General features: G+C 55.4%; 23 protein-coding genes and 2 pseudogenes. 10 read left to right on the top strand and 15 right to left on the bottom strand.

Annotated features, from left to right (window positions below):
- The first annotated feature begins 156 nt into the window (after window positions 1-156).
- From QO002_RS30365 to QO002_RS30355, 3 genes are all read left to right on the top strand, one after another.
- Complete coding sequence (locus QO002_RS30365; RefSeq protein WP_307237203.1) at window positions 157-411, top strand: YMGG-like glycine zipper-containing protein; 255 nt, start codon at window positions 157-159, stop codon at window positions 409-411.
- A 35-nt stretch (window positions 412-446) separates the two neighbouring features.
- Window positions 447-635: a hypothetical protein gene (locus tag QO002_RS30360; protein WP_307237373.1), complete on the top strand. Its 189-nt coding sequence runs from the start codon at window positions 447-449 to the stop codon at window positions 633-635.
- Between the two features lie 787 nt (window positions 636-1,422).
- Complete coding sequence (locus tag QO002_RS30355) at window positions 1,423-1,719, top strand: hypothetical protein (RefSeq protein WP_307236367.1); 297 nt, start codon at window positions 1,423-1,425, stop codon at window positions 1,717-1,719.
- A gap of 182 nt (window positions 1,720-1,901) precedes the next feature.
- Here the strand turns inward: QO002_RS30355 and QO002_RS30350 are convergent, their stop codons facing one another.
- Complete coding sequence (locus tag QO002_RS30350; protein WP_307236370.1) at window positions 1,902-2,123, bottom strand: hypothetical protein; 222 nt, start codon at window positions 2,121-2,123, stop codon at window positions 1,902-1,904.
- A gap of 244 nt (window positions 2,124-2,367) precedes the next feature.
- Window positions 2,368-3,288, bottom strand: coding sequence for a LysR family transcriptional regulator (locus tag QO002_RS30345; protein WP_307237370.1), 921 nt, complete (start codon window positions 3,286-3,288; stop codon window positions 2,368-2,370).
- A 104-nt stretch (window positions 3,289-3,392) separates the two neighbouring features.
- On the opposite strand from QO002_RS30345, the gene QO002_RS30340 reads away from it, so the two are divergent.
- Window positions 3,393-4,106 carry an SDR family oxidoreductase gene (locus QO002_RS30340; protein ID WP_307237367.1) on the top strand — a complete coding sequence of 238 codons (714 nt, stop codon included), beginning with the start codon at window positions 3,393-3,395 and terminating at the stop codon, window positions 4,104-4,106.
- Between the two features lie 247 nt (window positions 4,107-4,353).
- The gene (locus QO002_RS30335) at window positions 4,354-4,890 is read left to right on the top strand and encodes an ester cyclase (RefSeq protein WP_307237364.1); all 537 of its coding nucleotides are present in this window, start codon (window positions 4,354-4,356) and stop codon (window positions 4,888-4,890) included.
- A 126-nt stretch (window positions 4,891-5,016) separates the two neighbouring features.
- Here the strand turns inward: QO002_RS30335 and QO002_RS30330 are convergent, their stop codons facing one another.
- From QO002_RS30330 to QO002_RS30285, 10 genes and pseudogenes are all read right to left on the bottom strand, one after another.
- A complete protein-coding gene (locus QO002_RS30330; protein WP_307237361.1) occupies window positions 5,017-5,580 on the bottom strand; it encodes an NADPH-dependent FMN reductase in 564 nt (187 codons plus the stop codon).
- Between the two features lie 312 nt (window positions 5,581-5,892).
- Window positions 5,893-7,107 (bottom strand): plasmid replication protein RepC, encoded by a 1,215-nt coding sequence (gene repC / locus QO002_RS30325; RefSeq protein WP_307237358.1) that lies wholly within the window; start codon window positions 7,105-7,107, stop codon window positions 5,893-5,895.
- Between the two features lie 153 nt (window positions 7,108-7,260).
- Window positions 7,261-8,253, bottom strand: a complete 993-nt coding sequence (repB, locus tag QO002_RS30320) for a plasmid partitioning protein RepB (RefSeq protein ID WP_307237355.1) — start codon at window positions 8,251-8,253, stop codon at window positions 7,261-7,263.
- A gap of 75 nt (window positions 8,254-8,328) precedes the next feature.
- On the bottom strand, window positions 8,329-9,531 hold the full coding sequence (repA, locus tag QO002_RS30315) for a plasmid partitioning protein RepA (RefSeq protein ID WP_307237352.1): 1,203 nt from the start codon (window positions 9,529-9,531) through the stop codon (window positions 8,329-8,331).
- Between the two features lie 445 nt (window positions 9,532-9,976).
- Window positions 9,977-11,125, bottom strand: a complete 1,149-nt coding sequence (locus QO002_RS30310; RefSeq protein WP_307237348.1) for a site-specific integrase — start codon at window positions 11,123-11,125, stop codon at window positions 9,977-9,979.
- Window positions 11,115-11,531 carry a type II toxin-antitoxin system VapC family toxin gene (locus QO002_RS30305; protein ID WP_307237345.1) on the bottom strand — a complete coding sequence of 139 codons (417 nt, stop codon included), beginning with the start codon at window positions 11,529-11,531 and terminating at the stop codon, window positions 11,115-11,117. Before QO002_RS30305 ends, QO002_RS30310 begins: the two co-directional genes overlap by 11 nt.
- Entirely contained in the window at window positions 11,531-11,770 is a 240-nt protein-coding gene (locus QO002_RS30300; RefSeq protein ID WP_307237342.1) for a type II toxin-antitoxin system Phd/YefM family antitoxin, read from the bottom strand. Before QO002_RS30300 ends, QO002_RS30305 begins: the two co-directional genes overlap by 1 nt.
- A 287-nt stretch (window positions 11,771-12,057) precedes the next feature.
- A pseudogene (locus QO002_RS30295) lies at window positions 12,058-12,180 on the bottom strand (IS3 family transposase); the annotation flags it as partial.
- Between the two features lie 424 nt (window positions 12,181-12,604).
- Window positions 12,605-13,084, bottom strand: coding sequence for a hypothetical protein (locus tag QO002_RS30290; protein WP_307237339.1), 480 nt, complete (start codon window positions 13,082-13,084; stop codon window positions 12,605-12,607).
- Window positions 13,085-13,276: 192 nt separating this feature from the next.
- Window positions 13,277-13,627, bottom strand: a complete 351-nt coding sequence (locus QO002_RS30285) for a hypothetical protein (protein ID WP_307237336.1) — start codon at window positions 13,625-13,627, stop codon at window positions 13,277-13,279.
- Between the two features lie 282 nt (window positions 13,628-13,909).
- Between QO002_RS30285 and QO002_RS30280 the strand changes: the two genes are divergently transcribed.
- The 4 genes from QO002_RS30280 to QO002_RS30265 all read left to right on the top strand — a co-directional run bounded on the left by QO002_RS30280 (window position 13,910) and on the right by QO002_RS30265 (window position 15,636).
- Window positions 13,910-14,233: a transposase gene (locus tag QO002_RS30280; protein ID WP_307237332.1), complete on the top strand. Its 324-nt coding sequence runs from the start codon at window positions 13,910-13,912 to the stop codon at window positions 14,231-14,233.
- A 72-nt stretch (window positions 14,234-14,305) separates the two neighbouring features.
- A complete protein-coding gene (locus QO002_RS30275; RefSeq protein ID WP_307237329.1) occupies window positions 14,306-14,680 on the top strand; it encodes a hypothetical protein in 375 nt (124 codons plus the stop codon).
- A complete protein-coding gene (locus QO002_RS30270) occupies window positions 14,677-15,204 on the top strand; it encodes an RES family NAD+ phosphorylase (protein ID WP_307237326.1) in 528 nt (175 codons plus the stop codon). The genes QO002_RS30275 and QO002_RS30270 overlap by 4 nt, the downstream gene beginning before the upstream one ends.
- A gap of 159 nt (window positions 15,205-15,363) precedes the next feature.
- Window positions 15,364-15,636: a hypothetical protein gene (locus QO002_RS30265; RefSeq protein WP_307237323.1), complete on the top strand. Its 273-nt coding sequence runs from the start codon at window positions 15,364-15,366 to the stop codon at window positions 15,634-15,636.
- 684 nt (window positions 15,637-16,320) lie between these two features.
- On the opposite strand, the gene QO002_RS30260 is transcribed toward QO002_RS30265, so the two are convergent.
- Entirely contained in the window at window positions 16,321-16,977 is a 657-nt protein-coding gene (locus QO002_RS30260) for a tyrosine-type recombinase/integrase (RefSeq protein WP_307237320.1), read from the bottom strand.
- A 1,349-nt stretch (window positions 16,978-18,326) separates the two neighbouring features.
- Window positions 18,327-18,821 carry a YciE/YciF ferroxidase family protein gene (locus tag QO002_RS30255; RefSeq protein ID WP_307235894.1) on the bottom strand — a complete coding sequence of 165 codons (495 nt, stop codon included), beginning with the start codon at window positions 18,819-18,821 and terminating at the stop codon, window positions 18,327-18,329.
- A gap of 213 nt (window positions 18,822-19,034) precedes the next feature.
- On the opposite strand from QO002_RS30255, the pseudogene QO002_RS30250 reads away from it, so the two are divergent.
- Window positions 19,035-19,241: pseudogene (locus QO002_RS30250) on the top strand (transposase); the annotation flags it as partial.
- 179 nt (window positions 19,242-19,420) lie between these two features.
- On the opposite strand, the gene QO002_RS30245 reads toward QO002_RS30250, so the two are convergent.
- Entirely contained in the window at window positions 19,421-19,657 is a 237-nt protein-coding gene (locus QO002_RS30245) for a DUF6894 family protein (RefSeq protein ID WP_307237317.1), read from the bottom strand.
- Window positions 19,658-19,932 lie beyond the last annotated feature (275 nt).

Genomic DNA, 19,932 nt, shown 5'->3' with positions numbered 1-19,932 from the left:
GTCTCACGGGATTGGACAAGAAACCGACGATGCACATGACTCGACGCCCAAACCCTGAACCAACTCGCATCGATCCTGTGGCACTATCGACAATGTCACCCATTGCGCAGATGCTGTGCCGGGTTGAGATCATGCAAAGGTCAAAGGGTTGGAAGTATGAAAAAGCTTATCATTGCGGTTGGAATGATTGGGATTCTCTCGTCATGCACGCAAACAGAACGAGGCACCGCAATCGGTGCAGGCTCCGGCGCAATCATTGGCGGCGCTGTCAGCAATAGCTGGGAAGGCGCGGCTATTGGCGCCGTGGCTGGTGGTGTTGTCGGCGCACTTGTTGGCCACTCCCAGGAACACCGAGGCTATTGCATTTACCGCGATCGCTATGGTCGCCGGTTCGAGGCACCTTGCCGATAGTTGCGGCCCGATAGCCGGACCCCTTCGAGCGCCTGTTGTTGGTGGCACAGATCGACGCTTCTGATCTGACGAACGCCGGCGAAATGTATCACTACGAAGTGAACATCGCTGGCTACGCTGACAACACCGACAGCACCCACACGCTGTCGCTGGTCGACACGAGCGGCTTCTCCTACAACGGCTTCTCGGTCGATAGCATCCAGATCAACGACTGGGTCGTCTAACGAGATCGGGGGCAATAGGTCCTTCTCGAGCTCAAACCGCGGGCAGACCGGCCCCTTGCACTCGGGGCCGGCCTGTTCGCTACTAACAAGCACTTTCGGGTCTGGAATGGCTTTGGATTGCGTCGAACGAAATCGCTCGTTCTCTCACCATCGAGGGAGAGCGGCAAATTCAGCGAGCAGACGCCCGAAACCCGAGGCGCCAGCGCTCACATCCAGCAGCCACATCGGGCTGGGGGGCGTCCGCAGAACGTCGCCTCCCTTTACCAGCTCTTTACAGTTCATGAAGCACACTGTTGCCAAGCGCGATAAGTATCACGTACGCGCACCTCTGTTTCTCGCCCGCCAGTTTGGCGGGTTTCTTTTTGCCAGCGTACCGGAATCGGGGAAACCAGCCTTCCCATCCCACACCGCGGTACCTAAGGTTTCATTCTGGTTTCCCTCTCCGGGAAGCCGCCTCCCCTCACCCACATTGCAGCCAAGTGTGGGATGGCACTTTGCCTCACACGGCGGGGTTTTTCCTGTCGGCCGATCATGGCAACGATCGAACCCACCCCCGATTGTTGTCGGATACGGACCGGGACGTTCGTCAAGTCTGGCCACGTGGCCTGACGGTTTTGTCGATGCAGATGACCGCCCTGCGCAAGGCCGCAACGACCCCCGACGCGATTGGCGAACGTTCGGCCGATCGTGAGGACTGTCAAAAAGAGGGTCGCCTGATATTTTCACCATGCAGTGAAAAGCACGGGGCGTTTCGCCGGGACTTTTCATGGATCAAGCGGAGAACATAATGAGCACGGATCGTCGCCGCGCGTTAATGCAGCACCTGATAACAACGGAAGCAGCTGCAGGTCATGCGATCGACCGCGATGCGGACTTCATGGCATTGGTCGAACTCTGGATTGAAGGAGACGTCGACATGGTAGAAGTGCGTCGGCGGTATCGGATCATCTGCAAAGAGCGGCTCAAGCAGAAGCGAATTTCGGTAGCATCGGGCAAGGGTCAGACCCAGCCTGTACCGTTCACTTCGGAAGATGAACTTCTTGCGGAAATCGCACGGATAACCACGCCGGATCACACCGTATGAAATCCAGGTCTATCTCCCAGAGGCAAAGGATCTGCGCCAACGGGTTGGACCACGGGTGCTCTCGATCAGCTCCGACGTCTTCCCGCTGGCGGTCGCCGAGCTTCTAGAATCCCGAACGCAGCGACCGCTGGGCGACAGAAGCCAGCATATCGCCTCACCACGGGCGTAGATTGCGTCTGCATTTACCACCGCCAACGCCGGCGCAACGCCTCGTTGAACCACACTTCGGCATCATGATCTGCGCCCCCTGCGGAGTGGAAGTCGAGGGTATGGCCATGCCCGTTCTGTCGAAGCCAGGCTTTAAACGATCTGAAGGTCGGATGATCCATTTCTTTATCGGTCAGAGTTCGAAACCATATCGCACTCAGGGAGCGGATGGCATTCTCGGTTTCGGATTTTTCCATGCCTCATGCGCCCACAGGTAGATCAAAGTTGAGAGCCACCTTGCCGTTGGCAATATGACCTGCATCGCCTTCAACAATGCAGTGTTGGTGGACATTCGACCTTTGCCAACGCGCCCTTGCAGCCCGCCATCCCGTACTGGCGTCTTGGGCGCCACGCAGCCGTCCACGGGTGGTCAGGCTTGGGCGGTTGCTGTGCAAGCACGTTTTTGGAAATTGCCGCAGCAGCTGGCCCGCAAATGCCAACCTACGACCGGCTCCGCCCCCGCAACTCGTAGTCAAATTGCGCTTGCGCCAATTTCAGTCGGTCCGCGAGGAAATCGATACATAACCTTAGCTTAGCGGCAGACAGGCGGTTGTGGGGATAGACAGCATGTAACGGCGCAGCGAGCGCAGAGACCTCCGGAAGGACAATCTCCAATCTTCCAGACCGAACATCATCCTCTACATCCCAGATCGACTTCAGAACAAGGCCGTGACCGCGCAAGGCGGACTGGTGTGCCAACTCACCGTTATTGAGAGCGATCTTCCAATTAACATTGACGACACGGTCGTCAACGAAGGACCACTGCGTGTTCATCGGTTCGCCGAAGACGATTGCGTCGTGCGCAACGAGGTCCTCGATTGTGACAGGCCGTCCTCGCTTCGCTAGATAACTTGGAGCGCCGCAGATAACACGGCGGTTGGACGCTAATCTTCGCGCAATCAGACTCGAATCCGAGAGCTCGCCAAACCTTATGGCGAGATCGTAGCCGCTCTCGACGATATTCGCGATACCATCGTTGGTATCCAGTTGCAGCACGAGATTTGGATGCTGTTGTTGGAACTCCTCCATTAGCGGGACGAGCCACCGACTCCCAAACGCAAAGGTTGTGGTAATCTTCAAGAGACCTGTAGCCGTTTCGCTTCCGCTGGAAACTTCAGCCTCCGCCTCGTCAATCTCGTCGAGAATTCTCGAGCATCGTTCGTAAAAGCGTTGTCCTTCCTCTGTTGCCGAAAGAGACCGTGTTGTGCGGTTGATAAGCCGCACGCCAAGGCGATCCTCCAAACGTGAAAGTTTTCGGCTGATCACGGTCAGCGAGAGCCCGGTGTCCCTCGCTGCTCGCGAAAGACTTCCTGACATCATGACCCGCACGAAGATCCGCATTTCGAGCAAATTATCACTCATACTCTTGCCGATATAGCAACAGACCCTCGCTCGCAACAGCTATTCTTGCTGCAAGAGTAGGAGGCTATCTTGTCTAAGACGATCCATTCACAAGGAGTTAAAATATGTCGAAGCTGTTGGACTCGCGCGTTCTCGTCGTTGGCGGAAGTTCGGGAATTGGTCTTGCTGTTGCAACACAGGCATCCGAACTGGGAGCCCGTGTTACGATCGTTTCCCGGTCGCTTGAAAAGCTTGACGCAGCCGCTTCCACCATCGGCAATGGTGTGGAAATCGCTGCCTTGGACACGTCCGACAATGGCGAGGTTCAGAAGTTCTTCAGCGCTCGTGATTCATTCGACCACGTCGTCGTTTCCGCCGCGCAAACCCCCTCCGGTTCTCTCCGCATCCTTCCACTCGAGGACGCCAAGCGCGCAATGGAAAGCAAATTCTGGGGCGCGTATAGGATTGCCAAGGAGGCTAGGATCAAAGAACGAGGCACCCTCACCTTCGTATCGGGTTTCTTGAGCGAGCGACCATCGGCAACATCTGTGCTCCAGGGCGCAATCAATGCCGCCCTTGAAGCTTTGGCACGAGGCTTGGCGCTTGAGTTTTCGCCAGTAAGGGTGAACACCGTCTCCCCCGGCCTAATCAACACGCCGCTTTGGGGCAAAATGGACCTGGCAGCAAAAGAAGCTATGTTTGAACGCGTGGCTAACAACTTGCCAGCGAGGACGATAGGTGAACCGTCCGATATCGCCAACGCCGTCGTGTTCTTGATGACCACCCCATTTGCGACCGGTTCAACGGTTCGCGTCGATGGTGGCGGCGTGATCGCCTAATGCTGGCAGCTCTCGATCACGTCACTCTCCGCACCGCGAAACTTTAGGAAACACGCGCGTTCTTGGAGCAAATTCTGGGGCTGAAGTCGGGTTTCCGCCCTGACTTCGAGTTTCCCGGATTCTGCCTCTAGGCCGGCGAGAACCCCATGGAGCGTCTGCTCGCCAGAGGTGGCTTACATGCCGGGTTTGAAAACGAATTCTTCGATCATGCCCTATCAAACTACAATCCAACATGAAGAGTAAACCAGTGTACATTCTGAACAAACTCAGCGTTCCGATGATCGTATTGGTGACTTGCCTCGCTGGTGCCACGACAGTCGCAGCACAGGAAAAGGTCAAGATCCACGACGTCGTTCACGGGTCGGACAAGGCAGTCGAAGCGCAGACTGAAAAGGCGGCGACGACCTTTTATGACTTTTGGAACACCGGAGATGTGAAGTTGCTGGATCAAGCCATCGGCTCCACATTTACCGACCACACTCTTCCTGAAGGTCGGCCCCAGGGGCCTCAGGGGCCAGCATTCGCGTCAAAGAACTTTAGGGTAGCCGTCCCGGACCTGAAAGTGGAAATCAGGAAAATGATTTTCAGCGGTGATTACGTCACCGTCCATATGGAGTTTACGGGTCATTTCACTGGGAACTTCGGCGACGTCCAGGGCCATGGTCAGGCAGTAAGGTTTATCGCAACAGACCTGCTCAAGATCACCGACGGCAAAGTCACGGATAACTGGCACATCGAAGACAACCTGACCCTTCTCGGTCAATTGGGTATCGTCAAGAAATAAATCGCCGTTCTGCTCGGAGCGGTCCACATCGGTTCAAGCAGGGGCGAAATGACACTCGAAGCGTTTTCGCTTGCGGTGTAATTTTCGCGGGTTATACACCCCAACCCCGTCGGATACACTCGCTGACTAACGTCCCAGTTGGAAGGTCGGACTATCAACACTTGGATTCTGACAGAAGGAAGCGAAGTCCTTGAGAAATCTTTCGGCCCTTTCGCGATTGGAAGGGGCCCGGAGAATCTCAAGGATCTGTTCCGGCGTATTCTTCATCACCGGAAATCGAAAGAACAGGCCTTCATTGAAATTGGGACTTACCGTCGCAAGCACCGTTCGCAGGATGTTTAACATGTCGTCTCCGCGGTGCGAGGCATGGACAAGAGCAATGGATTTCCCAATCACCTGATCCCCTGAAACGAGCCAATCGATCGCATTTTTCAAGCCGCCGGGGATGCTGCGAACGTATTCGGGGCTGGAAATGAGTAACCCGTCACTTTCCGAAATCGCCTGTTTAAAAATCCGTACGTTATCCGGCTCGTCAGAACCTTCGAGATCGGGCGAAAAGACAGGCAAATCCCCTATGCCATCGAACACATCAATGACGATACCTGTGGGAGCTATGACCTGCATCGCCTTCAACAATGCAGTGTTGGTGGACAGTCGGCGTGCGCTGCCTGAAATTGCGAGTATCTTCATCGGTTCACCTATCGCGACGCATAATCGCTGGTATGCCACCCGTTAGGTCCTTGCTGAGAACCGGCTGAAAGGTGGTAGTGGGCCGGACTTTGTCTTTTGTTTTCAACACGACTTCGGATCGCTATATCGGCAACCATATTCTTGGTGATGGCGAGGTCGCAAGCGATCCAGCGATAGCGGCGACCTTCTTTGACTAATTCCATGACCTGTTTCCCGTTGGCGCCGGGCGCTGCTCGATCTCAAACATGTCGTACTGTGAGCTCATTCTGTTCGTCCCAAACCAGTAGTGTTGAACTCTGCGTCCGCCTGCCCTCACCCGGTTTTCTGCTGCACCGTCCCGTTGAGCCGCAGCAACGCCATCAGCATCGGTCCAATGGAAAACTCCCCTCGCCGCGCGCGCGCCGTGAGATCCCGCAGATAGCCGCCGGCCGAGTTGATGTGCCCGGCCCGCTCGAGAATGCAAGCAATCGCGACCGCGGCATTCTCGGCCCCAAGCGCTTCGCAGGCCTCCTCGTAGGCCGACGGGCTGACCCCGAGCATCGATCGCACCACCACGGCAGCTGAGCGCATGTCGCGCCAGTTCTCGATCTTGCCCCCCTGCCCGTAAGCGGACATCTCCGGGCAGGCTCGCAACACCAGTCCCAACGGAAACACCTGCGGCGTCTCCCGCTTCGGCTGGTTGTCTGGCACGGCCGGTTCGCCCTGCTCGTTTTCAGAGCGAGGTTCAAGTTCATAGCTGGATTCGGTTTTTGAATTCTGTATGTGCTGACGGTATTCGCCATCAATGGTGACGGTTTTTTCTGAAATCAGCTGAAGTTCCAGCAGGTTGACCACTTCTTCATGCAGAAGGTCGAGTTCCTCGGCGCATCCGGACAGTTCCTCACCGGATTTTACCTTCGAAAGACGTCCGACAGCGGCGATGTAGTGACCTTCAACCATGCCCCAGTCACCGGAAGCCCCCTCCTCCATGGCGGCAGAGATCAGCTTGCGGATATCTCTACGGCGCAGCGAGATCCGTTCTTTCAGGATTTTGAGGCGCCGTCGCTCTTCGGCGACATCCTGCGCCATCAGCGCAAGCTCTTCGGCGCGCGCGAGAAGCGGAGCCAGGCTGAAGCCATAGGCGGTTTCGATCGCCCCGTCCCTGCCCTTGCGGGCATAACGCTTGCCATTCGGGCTGTCGTTTCGGTGGATCAGGCCAGCATCGACCAGCAGTGCCAGGTTCTCGCGAAGTGTCGTGCCGGCAATACCGTTGGCGCGTGCTGTCAGCTGCGCATTCGACGGAAACACCACGAGGTTTTCGTCGTCGCTCAGTTCGGTCTCCGGATAAAACGTCAGCAAGGCGTTGAGAACCGCCAGGGCACGGTCCCGCAGGCCAAACCTCGTGCGTGCGTCGCAGGCGTCACGGTAGATCTTCCATTTGTCGACCGACCTGCCCTGCTTGGCGCCCGCTGTCTCCAGCTGTCCCCTGATCAAGGCAAGCGTCATCGGCCGCCGCCCAAAGGGCGTCGTCACACTTCCACTCTGCATTTCCTTCACCTTTCAAAAGGCAAAAGAAATCCGCTCACCAAAACGATGCCAAAGACTCTTGACTGTGATTCGGGGAAATGCGATTCTCGAGTTGCTGAGACTACGAGGAAAGCTTCCGCGACGGCGACGTTCGGGGGCTTTTTTCTTTTGCGATTATTCTCCTGTCTGTCCTTGCTCTCTGTCACGGAAAGCACGGTAAAGTGCTTCCAGTTGGTCCGAGACAAATGTCCCGAACGTCGACGCTTCCTTTGCAGTCAGTGCCAACGTAAAAGTTCGTCCTGCTTCACGGGTTGTTATGCGAACCGCATCGTCTGCTATCGAGAAGGTTTTCTCGCTCGGCTTTCGGCCTGCACGCTTTGGCAGTTTCGCGCTTTTAAGTTCGGATAGAAGAGCGTTGAACCTGCCTTCGGGCGCTGTTTTCTCAAAGGCGGGAGACATAGTGAAGGCCACCGCCCGCTCCTCGTTGGTTCCGCGTTGAATTAGCTTCTTCAACTCCTCCCAACGATCACGTCCGACTCCCTTACCTGCTCCGATGGCATTTAGTACCTCATCCGGGACGCACTCGACTACCGAGAGCATGCGGGAAAGTAACGTGTCGTCGATTGTTAGCGCCGTTTTGATTGTTTCTTTCGTCATGGCACTATTCGATAGTTTATGGGCAAAGAGAGCCTTCTCAATAAAAGTTAGGTCGGCGCGAGCGGTATTTTCCTGTCCTTGCGCAATGACATGAGCGATGTCCTCGAAAGGTTTGATTACAGCTCGTACCGAGATGCCAAGCTCACGGGCAGCGCGGGCGCGGCGATGACCAAACACGATCATATACCGATCCGGATCATCCGGATTTGGCCGCACCAGTATTGGTGTCAGTTGGCCAGACTGCCGAATCGCCTCTCGCAAAGATTCAAAATCTTGCGGATCGTCTTCGATGCGGTCTGAAATGAAGGAAGCATCGAGAACATTGGGATCGAGCGCGACAATGGTTTCGCCCTCAAGCAACCTCACGGTGTTCTCCGCCATCTCATCCAGTGACTGGATCATCGATCGGGAAGCACCGCGTTTCGTATATTCGCTACGCGCCTCTGTGGTTTTTTGCGCGACGTCAGAATTCGGGACCGTAAAGTTTGCCAAACTATGCTTTCTGGCCATAAAAGGTCCCCCCTAACGCTAAATCGTTATGTTGATTACGATTTTCGTCATTCTGCACGGCTGTCAAGATTCGCATTACTTCCGACCCCAGGCTTTATGAACTAGTCCGGCAATCTCAGCATTTACACTGTTGAGACACTCCAATGCTCGATCATACGTTGAGCGCGTGAACTGACTTCTCTCCACTTCATACAAGGTCTGCTTCGTGATCCCAGCATCGCTGATTGCCGTGGATTTCAACATCTGGTTCTGAAGCATTCGCTTGTTGAACATTGCTTGCATGAAGCCCACCATCTGTGCTTGTGGGCCATCCGTCGGCTCGTATCGAGTAACCAAATAGCGGAACCAGTTCAATTTGACTCGCGCCCCTGCTCCTTTAATCGATTGCAAAATGCCCCCGAGCATCAGCAAAAACTGGCTCATTGACATGATGTCCAGCATTTGCGGATGCACGGTAATCAGTACTGAGGTCGATGCTGTCAACGCAGTCAGTGTCAAGTAGCCAAGCTGCGGTGGGCAATCGATGACAACCACATCATATTGATCATCGACTTCCTTAAGGGCATTAGAGATCCGAGTGAAAAATAGCCTGCCCTCTGGCGAGCTTTTATTCGACGCCGCCAGAGGCGTTTGATACTCATATTCTTGTAGCTCAAGATTCGCAGGGATGATGTCCAGCCCTGGAAAGTTTGTCGGTTGGATAATGCTCCCGATCGATTTTCTTTCATCGTCGTACCGAAGCGCCTCAAACATAGAGGGATTCTTGTCTAATTCGGGCTGAATGCCGTGCAGCGCGGTGAGCGAAGCTTGCGGGTCGAGATCAATCGCAAGCACCCTGTGGCCGGTCAGTGCCAGATATTGTGCCAGATGAGCGGTGGTTGTGGTTTTACCCGAACCGCCTTTGAAGTTGACGACCGATACAATTTGCATTTCCTCACCAGTGCGGCGATGGGGCACGTAACGTTTAAAGTCACTTCGGCCATTTTTGTCGAGAAATTGCCTAAGTTCGAGCATCTGCTCAGCTGTGTAGGTCCGCCGTCCTGATGACGTCGTAGTGGGAACAGGGCCTTTCCCTTCTAAATGGAGTTTCTTGATATGATTTTGAGTCACACCTAGATACTCAGCAACCTCGGCTAGTGAAAAAGGACGCAGACCCTTTTCCGCGTCAGGCGGGTATTGCTCGAGGCGAAGCATATTGAGATTGTCGGAGATGAGCTCACCCTGCTCAAGTATCTCCTGATCAAAATCCAATGTGTCGATCGTAATTGCCATATTCATGAGCCAGTTCCGGGGAATAACGCTTTTGTCGTTAAACGCAGCTAATAAGCGTTATTTATATGCCCGATTCTGGGAGGACGGCAAATTGTTTTTAGTTAATGAATGGTTAACGGCTTAAGCGCTACTTCCTGTGAAAAACGACAAACTTTTGGAACTCGGATATCTAATTGTTTCCGTTGAAAAATATTAAATTCTGCACGGCTGTCAATTTCGAAGGAGATCGTCTGTCCGTATGAGATGAGCTCGGCCACTGCCCGTAAAGTCATCGGCATCTTGGCAACCAGCACTTATATCATGAAAGGCCAACTAACGCCCGTTCCTGCAGACTGGGAAGTGGCTAGGATTGAATGCCCCGCTGTTTCCCAGTGGGCAGGCCGCCAAGCCCGCAGCGCGTGGTTTTGTTGAGTTCTTTCAGCAGTCGCTTCGAATGTTTTGACGGACAGTGTCACGTCAACAACCGTGCCGCACGTCCGCTTCGCCGTGTGGCGTTGTTGTAATAGCTGGACGCCTGCTGAACCGAACGATGCCTCGACTGTTCCATTGCCTCGGGAAGAGGAATGCCGCGGTTGGCCGCTTCGGTGAGATATCCCGAGCGTAGCCCGTGCGCGGAAAACTCCGATGGCTCCAACCCGGCTAAGGCCGCTCGTTGCTTGAGGATGTCATTGATCGCCTTCGGATCGATCGCGCGCTTCGAAACGTTGCCCCAGCGATCAATGGCTCGAAACACAGTGCCGCTGTCAATTCTTCCGGCAACAAGCCACGCATTGAGTGCGTCCACCGGACGACCCGTCAGGTAGACGACCTCATCATCCTCGACACTGGTTTTGGTTCTACCAAGATGGATCGACAGCGAGGGGAGGGGAGATCCGCCTTCGACAGTCACCGGCGCCTCGATAGTCAGTTGCTCCTTGCGCAGACCCGCGATTTCGCTGCGGCGACGACCGCCGGACGCAAAGCCGACCATGAGGATGGCACGATCACGCAGATCGCGGAGGTTGTCGCCGGTGCAGGTGGCGAGCAGTTTGGCCAGCACATCCCCCGTCACGGCTTTGGTACTCTTACGGTTGCGGGGAAGCGGCTTTGCTCGCACTGCCAACCGGATGGCCGACTTCAGCGCAGGGGAGGAGAACGAGCCGGCCAGCCCGCGCCATTTCGTCAGCGTTGACCAGGAGGCCAGACGACGGCGCACGGTGTCGGACGCATGCGGTCCGGTAGATCGCAGAAAACCCTGCTCACGCAGGCTCTGCGCGACGATATCAGGCATGCCGTGGTCGGGATCGACTGCCCGCTGTTGCGGCTGCCACAGGTGATGGGCGACGAATTTCAGGAGCAGGGCTTCGGGCGCTGGGAAGGGGAGGGAGGTGCCAGTTGCTGCCAGCGACCACGCCTGCAGATAAGCCAGATCGGAGGTCAGCGCGCGAAGCGTGTTTTCGCCCATGCCCTCGTTGATCAAATGGCGCAGCGTCTCGACATCCTGGTCGGTGAGCAGCTTTGCCAACTCGTCGCGACGCTCAAGCAGCAGAACGGCGGCGATGGTGTCGAGCTCTTGGGCGCCGCGATCGACAACGTCGCCGGCTGGTCGCTTAGTCGCCATGAGCGAAGGGGCCGAGGACAGGCACGCCTTCCTTGCGCGCGGCCGCGGCGAGTTTGCGATCAAGCGTGGCGAGCGGAACTCCGCGATTGATGGCGAGCGCCAGATAGGCCGCATCGTAAGCACTGAGAGCGTGGCCCGCGGCCAATATCAGAACGGAGCCGTCACCTCCAATGCCGGCATCATCGAGCGGCAGGCGGCGCAGCCGCTCCATGTTGATCAGGGCGCCGCCCGCAGCAATCCGGCCGCGGCGTTCGGCCATGGCAAGAATATTGCGAATTTCAAACCAGAATAGCGATGGCACTGGACATAGGTCAGACATCGATGCGATCACGCCCTCTGCCGCGTCCGAATGCTCCTCAGGCAGCAGCCACGCGGCTGCCATTGAGGCATCAACAACGAAATACATTAGCGACGCCCTTCATCACGCCACGTGAGAAGCTCCTCGTGGGTCGACGAGGCCCCCTTAAGCCGCGCAGCTCTGACCTCCGCAAGCAGCAACTGCATGTCGGTTTGCTTGCGAATACGCGTAACATGTGCGACGGGATCGTTGCCTCGCGTGATGATGAGGTCTTCGCCTGCTTCGACACGGGCGAGCAGCTCGGACAGATGGGTCTTGGCTTCGGAAATCTTAACCGTCGTGGTCATCGGCGCGCCCTTGAAGGATCATTTAAACCATCAAAATAAGCTCGTCCTGCGACCTGGTCAACGGGTTGGTTTGATCACTACCGATAAGCAATACTTATCGGAGGTGATCCCTCGCGCGACTGAACAGGACATGACAGGCTGAAGCCATAGGGTGCGAACGCGCCACTATAGCCATGCACGATCAGCATCCGAAGTTGGGGAATGACGCAGAGTAGGTCACGGATATTGGGTGAGACGCTGGCGGTGACGCGGCTGTTTGGCCTGCTGCCGGTTTTTCGGACACGAGATTAAGCTAATCCCACCTTGGTTTCAAAGTCATTGGGGCTGAGATAGCCCAATGTCGAGTGGCGACGATTCGGGTTATAGTATCGCTCGATGTAATCGAACACATCTACTCTGGCGGCGTTCCGGTCTGTGGACGCCTCAGGATAGGCGTCTATGGCCGCTTGTGCGCCATCATAAGGACTGACGACCCGCGAAGCCCCTGCCCACCTCTTTGAATAGATGCACCCGACAAAGCCGCGTGCGCGAACGACGTCTTCCTTCGGGATGCTGGTCAACGACGAGATCCGAGCACAGAGTTTATCCGCCACTCGACCCGTCGGTGGTTCGCCGGCAAGCGAGACTCACGTTCGCGTTTCACAACAAGTAGCGCTTGATGCGACAAAGACGTGGCAGGCCCATATCAAGCAACGGGCACTTGCGCACCGCTGAGGTGATCGTTGTTGGGGAGCGCAAGGCAATAATGTTAGGAAGTCCATAGGCGTTATACCGAAACGGCGGCCACCGTTGTGGCTCCCAATCGCCTGATTGAGTTACGCCGACCAGAGATTGCTATCGCGGGAAATCTCTAGTGAAAGCTTCGAGCACATCAATGAGAACCTCATTCACCTTTTCCAGGCTGAAATCATTCAGGCCGATTACGCTGTGACCAACCGAAACACTTTGCGAAGATGAGTGCCGATAGTGTTGAAACTGGATATGGTCGTCAGTCAGGCTGACCGCGCTTCGGATCGACCGTCCGGAAAACTCGCTTGCAAGTTCCATCTCGACCTTTGCCGATGTGCCCGGCGCCGGCTCTGTAAGCCGCAGTTTCGGCATGTCGGCCATTTGCAGTTTCTGGTTTAGCGTATCGATTGCGCTTTCAATCTTCGGCCGGAACGTCTGAACCCAGCTCGTCTCCACCCACTGCTTCCGTTCCGCCTTTCTGGATTTGACGAGGTCAGCCTCATGCTGCTTGCGTTTTGCCTCCCCTTCAATACGGCCTCCCAAAGCAAGAAGCTTGTTGAGACGTTCATCGATGGATTTTGACATTGGTCATCCTTTGATATGGCGTGTAAGAGCGGTGCGCGGATTGTAGGCATCTGCGAGCTATGGCTTCCATACGTGGGAAACCAACAAGAACGGCGACCAGCTGCAGGCCCCGCCTCTGAAAACACCGATCGTCGGCACGACATACTGGACAGCAGTCGAGATGGTCACGAGACGGTATTCCCCTCGACCACGTCAAAGTGTTTTGCTGATTTCCAATTGGCACGATTTTGCCAACTCACCATTTGGTTTGTCGGCCCCGAGAGGAGTAGCCCAGCCGGCCTTTTCAACGATACCGCTTCGGGCGTAGCTGCCGGCTGCCTTGAATTCGGTTAACACCGCGGCTGCCAGCGGATCGGCCTTGGATTTCTCGATGCAGTAGGGCGTCAAGGCCATCGCGACACCGGTGGATGTCTCGGTTGCGGAGTTCTTGCGGGAGGTGCCGCCAGTTACCCAGCCGCCCCATGTAAAACCGACCACTGCCATTGCAAGCTCACCGACAACCGCACCGTTCAGTGCAGGTTTCGTCCAGATGGGAATATTCAAGGGTGAATCCAGTTCAAGGATGGCCGGCCTTGGCAACATTGCCTGCCGGAGAGTGATTAATATCACCGCGACAGGATTTCCTCGCATGAATTCGCACTGCCCCATTCGTTTGTATGACCGAGGGGAACAATGCGCGGCCTTTTCTCCCGCTTGTTGGTTGACCACCTGAATTGCTATCAGGTGGTCGCGGGTTCAAATCCTGGCGGGGTACCAAATTTCCAGACTATCGCGCCATCTTTCCATGCGACGGTCTCGGATTTGCGCCGTGCACACCAGCATCTCTTGTCATTCCTGCTTCGGCACGGTCGGGCATTCGAAGGTCGTTCCCATTGGAGCAAGGCGCACAGAAACTGGCTGGCGACGCTGCGTTTCGATCACCGGGCGCAGCAGATCGCCATGGAGGAATACATTCACTCGATCGAACAAATAGAGGAACGGCGCGACAGGCTAACCCGCCAGATGGTCGACCTCCTGCCGAACTGGTCGCTCAATCCTGTCGTCGAAGCAATCCAGGCTCTGCGCGGCGTCGCACAGATCTCGGCGGTGACCTTGGTATCGGAGATCGGCGACTTCAGGCGATTTAGCAATCCACGACAGTTTGCATAGGGTGTTGATGTGCGCAAAAATGTGCATATATTGTGCTTATTGTTTTGCGGAGTGATAACTTTGGTCCAGGCTATGATGGCACATACAAACGTGGTCTCCGGCTTTGTTGATAGCCTGCAGGAGCCACGGACACCGTATATTTCTCCCAATCGGTTGTCGAAGGCGCTTGGCGTGCCAGTGACCGGACTTGCACAGCTAACGGGCGTTCATCGCAACACATTGCGCAATCCGTCCTCTGAGCGGCTCCAAGGTCGCATGCGGGAAATGATCAAGGTCATTTCCGCGGCTGCCGAACTAACTGGAACTCTCGATAAAGCGATCTACTGGTATCGAAACGAGCCGATCAGCGACTACGAGCACAAGACGGCTGCCGAACTTGTCGCCGAAGGGCATGTCGAGGCCGTTCTGGCTTTTATCCGAGACCTTGGTAACGGCGCGCGCGGGTGAGGCTTACACGTCTAGGCCCGGCGGATGAGATTTTTCACCGCTTTCTCACGCCTAAATGGGCCCATTTGCCAACCAGTGGGGCAGGGGCTGCGACCGACGGTGGCCGTTTCAACCGACCCGGGATGGAAGCTTTGTATCTCTCGAGGGCTGCCCAGACCGCGCTCGAGGAATATCGCCAGGGCGCATCCATCACGCCGCCGGCAACACTGGCAGCATATACGGTCGCGTTGGATCCAGTCGTAGACTTATCGGAAGGGTTTGATCCGCTGATATGGGATCAGAGATGGGCGGAATGGGATTGCGCCTGGCGCAAGATTGCCAGGATCGATCGCAAAACGCCGGCATCCTGGTCGCTTTCGGATCTGGCCATCACAGCTGGCTACAAGGGTATTCTCTTTCCATCACTGCGGCATGCGGGAGGGACGAACCTCGTCGTCTTCACCAACAATCTCCACGATGGCGACCGTGTCGATGTCCATGATCCGGACGGAAGGCTTCCCAGAGACCAATCGTCTTGGCGTTGAATTCGATCGGATAGACTATCGGTCCCATCATCGCTACGCTTGAGAAGCGCATACCAAGGCCGCGCTATGCGACCGTTTTGAAGTTGTGGACGGCGTGCTATGTTTCGCCCGCAATTAGGTCGAACCATTTTGATATTCGAAGTGTGACTGGGCAACATCATGATCGAAAGCGAGACGCGGCAGGCGGACTGGCGCCGAGCAAACCCGATAAAATACGGCGCTCATTTGGCGGTTCAAAAAGCGCTGAACGCTGGGACGTTGGAGAAGCAGGCCTGTGAGGTCTGCGGTATCGAAGCGGTTGATGCGCATCACGATCACTACGACAAGCCTCTCGTCGTCCGCTGGCTGTGCAGGCGGCATCACACCCGACTGCACCATTACGGGGAAGACATGTTCCCGCAGGCTCTCGCGGCGCCCGTCGCACTGAAATGAACTCAGCTTTGCTCAATGCCGTGCGACTGCGGCAACGAGAGTTGCCACGTCGAGCTTACATTCGGAATATGCTTGCCTCTTATTCCAGCGCCCGTTTCGTCCACTCGATGTCGACCAAGGATCCGTCAGCTCCCCCGACACATCCCGCTGCTCAGGTAACCAGACGGCCCGGACGTTCGATGCATGCGGTGGTAATGCGAGGTGTATCGAGCCTCGTCGCAAAACCTGCATGTCTGCCCGGATCATGCTGGATTTGGTTAACGTTTGAAATCAAGGGTTTGGATGCCGGTCGCAGCATTTTTCCGATAGGCGCATGTCTAGTTTTTCTTAACCTTAACAGGTTCGGTTAACGGGTGGTGGTTTCGGCATACTGGTTTTGACATCAAAAAGTGAAAGCCGCATGTGGGGTGCACACGCGGCTTTGCAGGGCTTTGATCAGGGTGCTGGAAACCGCATTTAGCTGCATCCGCTTGGCGGCAATTTGGCGGATGCTGCTCCCTGGACGCAAAGAAAAACCCGCATCCATTCGCGGATGCGGGCTTCTGGTGATATCAACAATGCAGAGGAGGTCGGCTTGACCTCAAACTCGGCCGATAGAATTCGCCGCCCCTTTGGAATTGCTCGACAGGGCGTGATCGTCCGAAAGATCCTGGCTGGCAAAATTCGCGCAACCTGGATTGCCGATCAGAGGAAATTTATCATCTTCGCCGCAAACGGCGACTCCTCGATGTAGGATCCGGTCGTGGTAATACGTGAGTGGCCAGCAAAGATGCGCACGTCTTCGAGCGAAGCGCCGACTGTGTTGGCGTGCTGTGCCATCGTGGTGATGGCGTAGCGGCGGCCGGAGTGCGAGCGAGCCCCTTTAAAGCCACAAATGGTGTAGAGCCGCTTAAGCTGCTTTTGGACCAAATTTGAGCTGGCTGGGATGCCGCGCTGGGACCAGAAGATTGGACCATCTGTGATCGCCGTTTGTTCAAGATAGTCGCGAAGAGCTTCGATCAGTTCCGGACGCATCCGCACCGTCCGCTCCTTCCCGTATTTTGCACCGCGCTTGGAGACAGAAATGTGGTCCAACAGCTCTCCAGTTGCATCTGTGACGTCATGGACATGCAGCGTCGCGATTTCTCGCGCGCGAAGTCCGCAAAAGCGAGACAGCAATACAAACAGCCGATCACGGGTGCCAAATACGTTGTCGATGGGGGCTCTTTCCGCCGCCATATCGAACTGTTCGGGGGTCAGGACCTTTGCCTTCCCAAGTGGGCCGCGGTGTGTGGCGCGGCGTTTTGGCGTCTTCTTGTTGTACTTGGCCCATTCAGACCGCGGGGGAAACTTAGTCGCCATGTGTCGTACTCCATACTCGTTGACGATGAGCCCATGTCCGAACGCCAAATATGCGGGGGGCATGGCATGATCAAAAGCTGCTCGAAATTGCAGCTTGCTCCCATGTACTTTGGTTGCTCATTTTCATAAAGCATAAAATCGATATAAGCGGTACAAGAACGACTCTCTAAACGTCTAGATTTGAACAATCAACATTTATACCACGCATTTTGCGATATATATTTGGTTTCTAATCTTAATCTCCAATGTTAGACCACTCGAAATTTGCGAGATCGGCGAGAGTTCCGCCCCAAACAGCCTTGAAAAGAAATTATACTTCAATGGTTTAGCGACTTGATGTTATACAAGCGCCGTTTGTTCGAATTTTCTCGCTGGGAGTCGGCCCGCCGAGGTGCCCGAAGTCGGATAGAGACGTCGGGGCCATTAACCATAAAAAAAGATTGTTAAGCTCGCAAAATGCGGGGTCTCGTCGTTTCCGGCTACCCGATCGTGCCTGCTTTGGGAAACCTCGCGTTTTGTTAAGGATGGCCGGCTTTGAAAGTCATAATCTCAAAAAATCCGGAAGGATTCCGAGGGTCCCCGGCACTCAATTTGAATCGACGATGAGAGCTGCATGCAGCCACGCGGGCGCCGTCGAAGCGTCGCCAGGAGCATGGCGCATAGCAGGCGGCTCGCTTCAAGGCATCACAATTGGTTCGGAATCATAAGATTCGAAAAATCTGCAAGGATTCGCAGGGTCCCCAGCTTGTTATTTTGAGATGAAAACGGGTTTTTTCACGCTCCAATTGGACGGTTGTCGTCTTTGGATGATCTAGTACCAGGTTACTCTTGGCTCTATTTGACTTAAATGGTCTCGTCGGCCACCGACCGTGCTTAGTTGTATATTGTTGCTTATTCATATCCACCAAAAAAGATGGCGGCAAAGCCGAAGGGTCGCCAGTGTCGCAAAGTTGAAATGTCCCTTTAGGAGGCTCGCCTGGCATGTTGATCAGCCCTCGACCTGACCGATAGGCCGGGGTTGCGAGGGCAGGGCAGGGGCGGGTGACCGGCGGCTCCGACTTCAGCTTTTTGAGACAGCTTCATCCGGCCAATCACACTCGGGCGTTTAAGGCGTTATAACGCCGCCTGCCGCCTGTGCAATCGCCACCGCTGGATCGCTCATGAAATCTCCAAGAATGCGGGCCGCAGAACGGACGGCCAATCGATCATTGCTCAACTGGACGCGCGAATTCTTGACAGGATTAAGCCACTTTACGGCCAAGGCAAGCCGTTCCTTCGAGGGGATTGATGCCGATCCTCGATGGGGAGCCGGACTTGGCCCGGCTCCCCATTTTCGGACTGCGGGAGTGTTAAGCCGCCTTTGCCTGGGCAGTTGTTTTGTTAATCGAGGTCACGGCCAAATTGGTCAACTTGTTGTTCGTGGCCTTTTCCTGGTCCAGAATTTCGCTCAGGATCTTATGAGCCTCGTCATGTCCAAGATCTTTGGCCCATTCACGAAGCGAGCCGTAGCGCGCGATCTCGTAATGCTCAACAGCCTGACACGCTGCAAGCAGGCCGGCATCAAGGGCAGTGCCTTCGGCTTCTTCCATGAGACCATCGGCCTCTTTGATCAGCCCTTCAATCGCATCGCACTTTTCGCCCGACGCCTTTTTGCCGATCGACTTAAAGACGAGCTCAAGCTTCTTGATCTGGTCCTTTGTTTCCGCCAGATGATCCTCGGCAGCCTTTTTCAGCTCCGCACTCTTGGCAGCCTTGGCTACCTTGGGCAGCGCTTTGGTGATCGCGTTCTCGGCGTAATAAACATCCTGCAATGTGTGCTCAAAAATATCGGACAGGGTTTTCATGGTGTTTTCTCCTCAACGGGCTGAATGCCGACTGAGAAATTGATGAGCCGCGGATTCGTTCCACGAGGATGAGTTTGAGCTGAAATCCGCAATGCAGTTTCATATTCTTAGCGTACCGCGACCCCGTCAGTGTCGGCCCGACGATAATCCCCCCGGCAATTAACGGGCTTCAAAAGTAGAATTTTCTCGGGCTTTATGATCGAGGAGAATTCGATGAAGATGGGCAGATTTAGCGAACCACAAATCCTTGCAATCCTTCGCCAGGCTGAGGGAGGTGTTCCTGTACCCGAGCTTTGTCGGGAACATGGAATGAGCACGGCGTCCTTTTACAAATGGCGCTCTAGATACGGCGGCATGGACGCGTCGATGATCAGCCAGATGAAGGCTCTGGAGGATGAGAACCGTCGGGGGAAGAAGATGTAAGGGCGAGGCGTCAAGGTGGGACGGGAGATCAAGGCAACTAATTCCCGTGCTCACGCTGCCAAAAACGCGCCGAGCTTGCTACTCCAAGAGCCTGCTTATTCGATTTTCAATGGCTCAATCCCGCTAACCGCTAAGGGATCCCAGCGTTAATGGACCGAGACCTAAAATTCGTCGGATCAGTTTAAGCGAGCAACGGATTTAAAAGGCACCGTGGCAACCACGATCCCTTCCTCTGTCGCAATCTCGAATGCGTCGGCGAATAGAGCTTGTCCGCTCCACACGCGGTCAGAGAGCATTTCCCGGGCAGCTCTTGAGGCTTCGGCTTTCGCGGCGTCAACCGATGGGAATTCCGCTCCCTCAGTATCGTCCTCACGGCCAGAGTCGGTACGGAGGTGAAAGTAGTATCGCGCCATGAAGATCTCTCCTTGCCACCAAAACTTCCTCGCCTTCAGTTGGTTCCGGAGCAGTTGCCAGCTCCGGCTGGAAATGAGGGCGGCCATTGAAACGGACCGGGGTTGATCGTTCTGCTTGAGATCTAGCGCAACTGGCGCCCTTTGTGAGGGCCTTTTCTTGACGCAAAAAAAAAGAGGCGCTTCGGGGGAGAAGGCGCCTCTTAAGCATGAGCTATATCATCGGGGGATGATATTCCGATTAATCAACCGATGCACTGTTTGTTCCCTGGACGTTT

It is taken from the genome of Pararhizobium capsulatum DSM 1112 (assembly GCF_030814475.1).
In the GTDB taxonomy this organism is placed as follows: Bacteria; Pseudomonadota; Alphaproteobacteria; order Rhizobiales; family Rhizobiaceae; genus Pararhizobium; species Pararhizobium capsulatum.
This window is presented reverse-complemented; position numbering and strand designations above follow the sequence as displayed.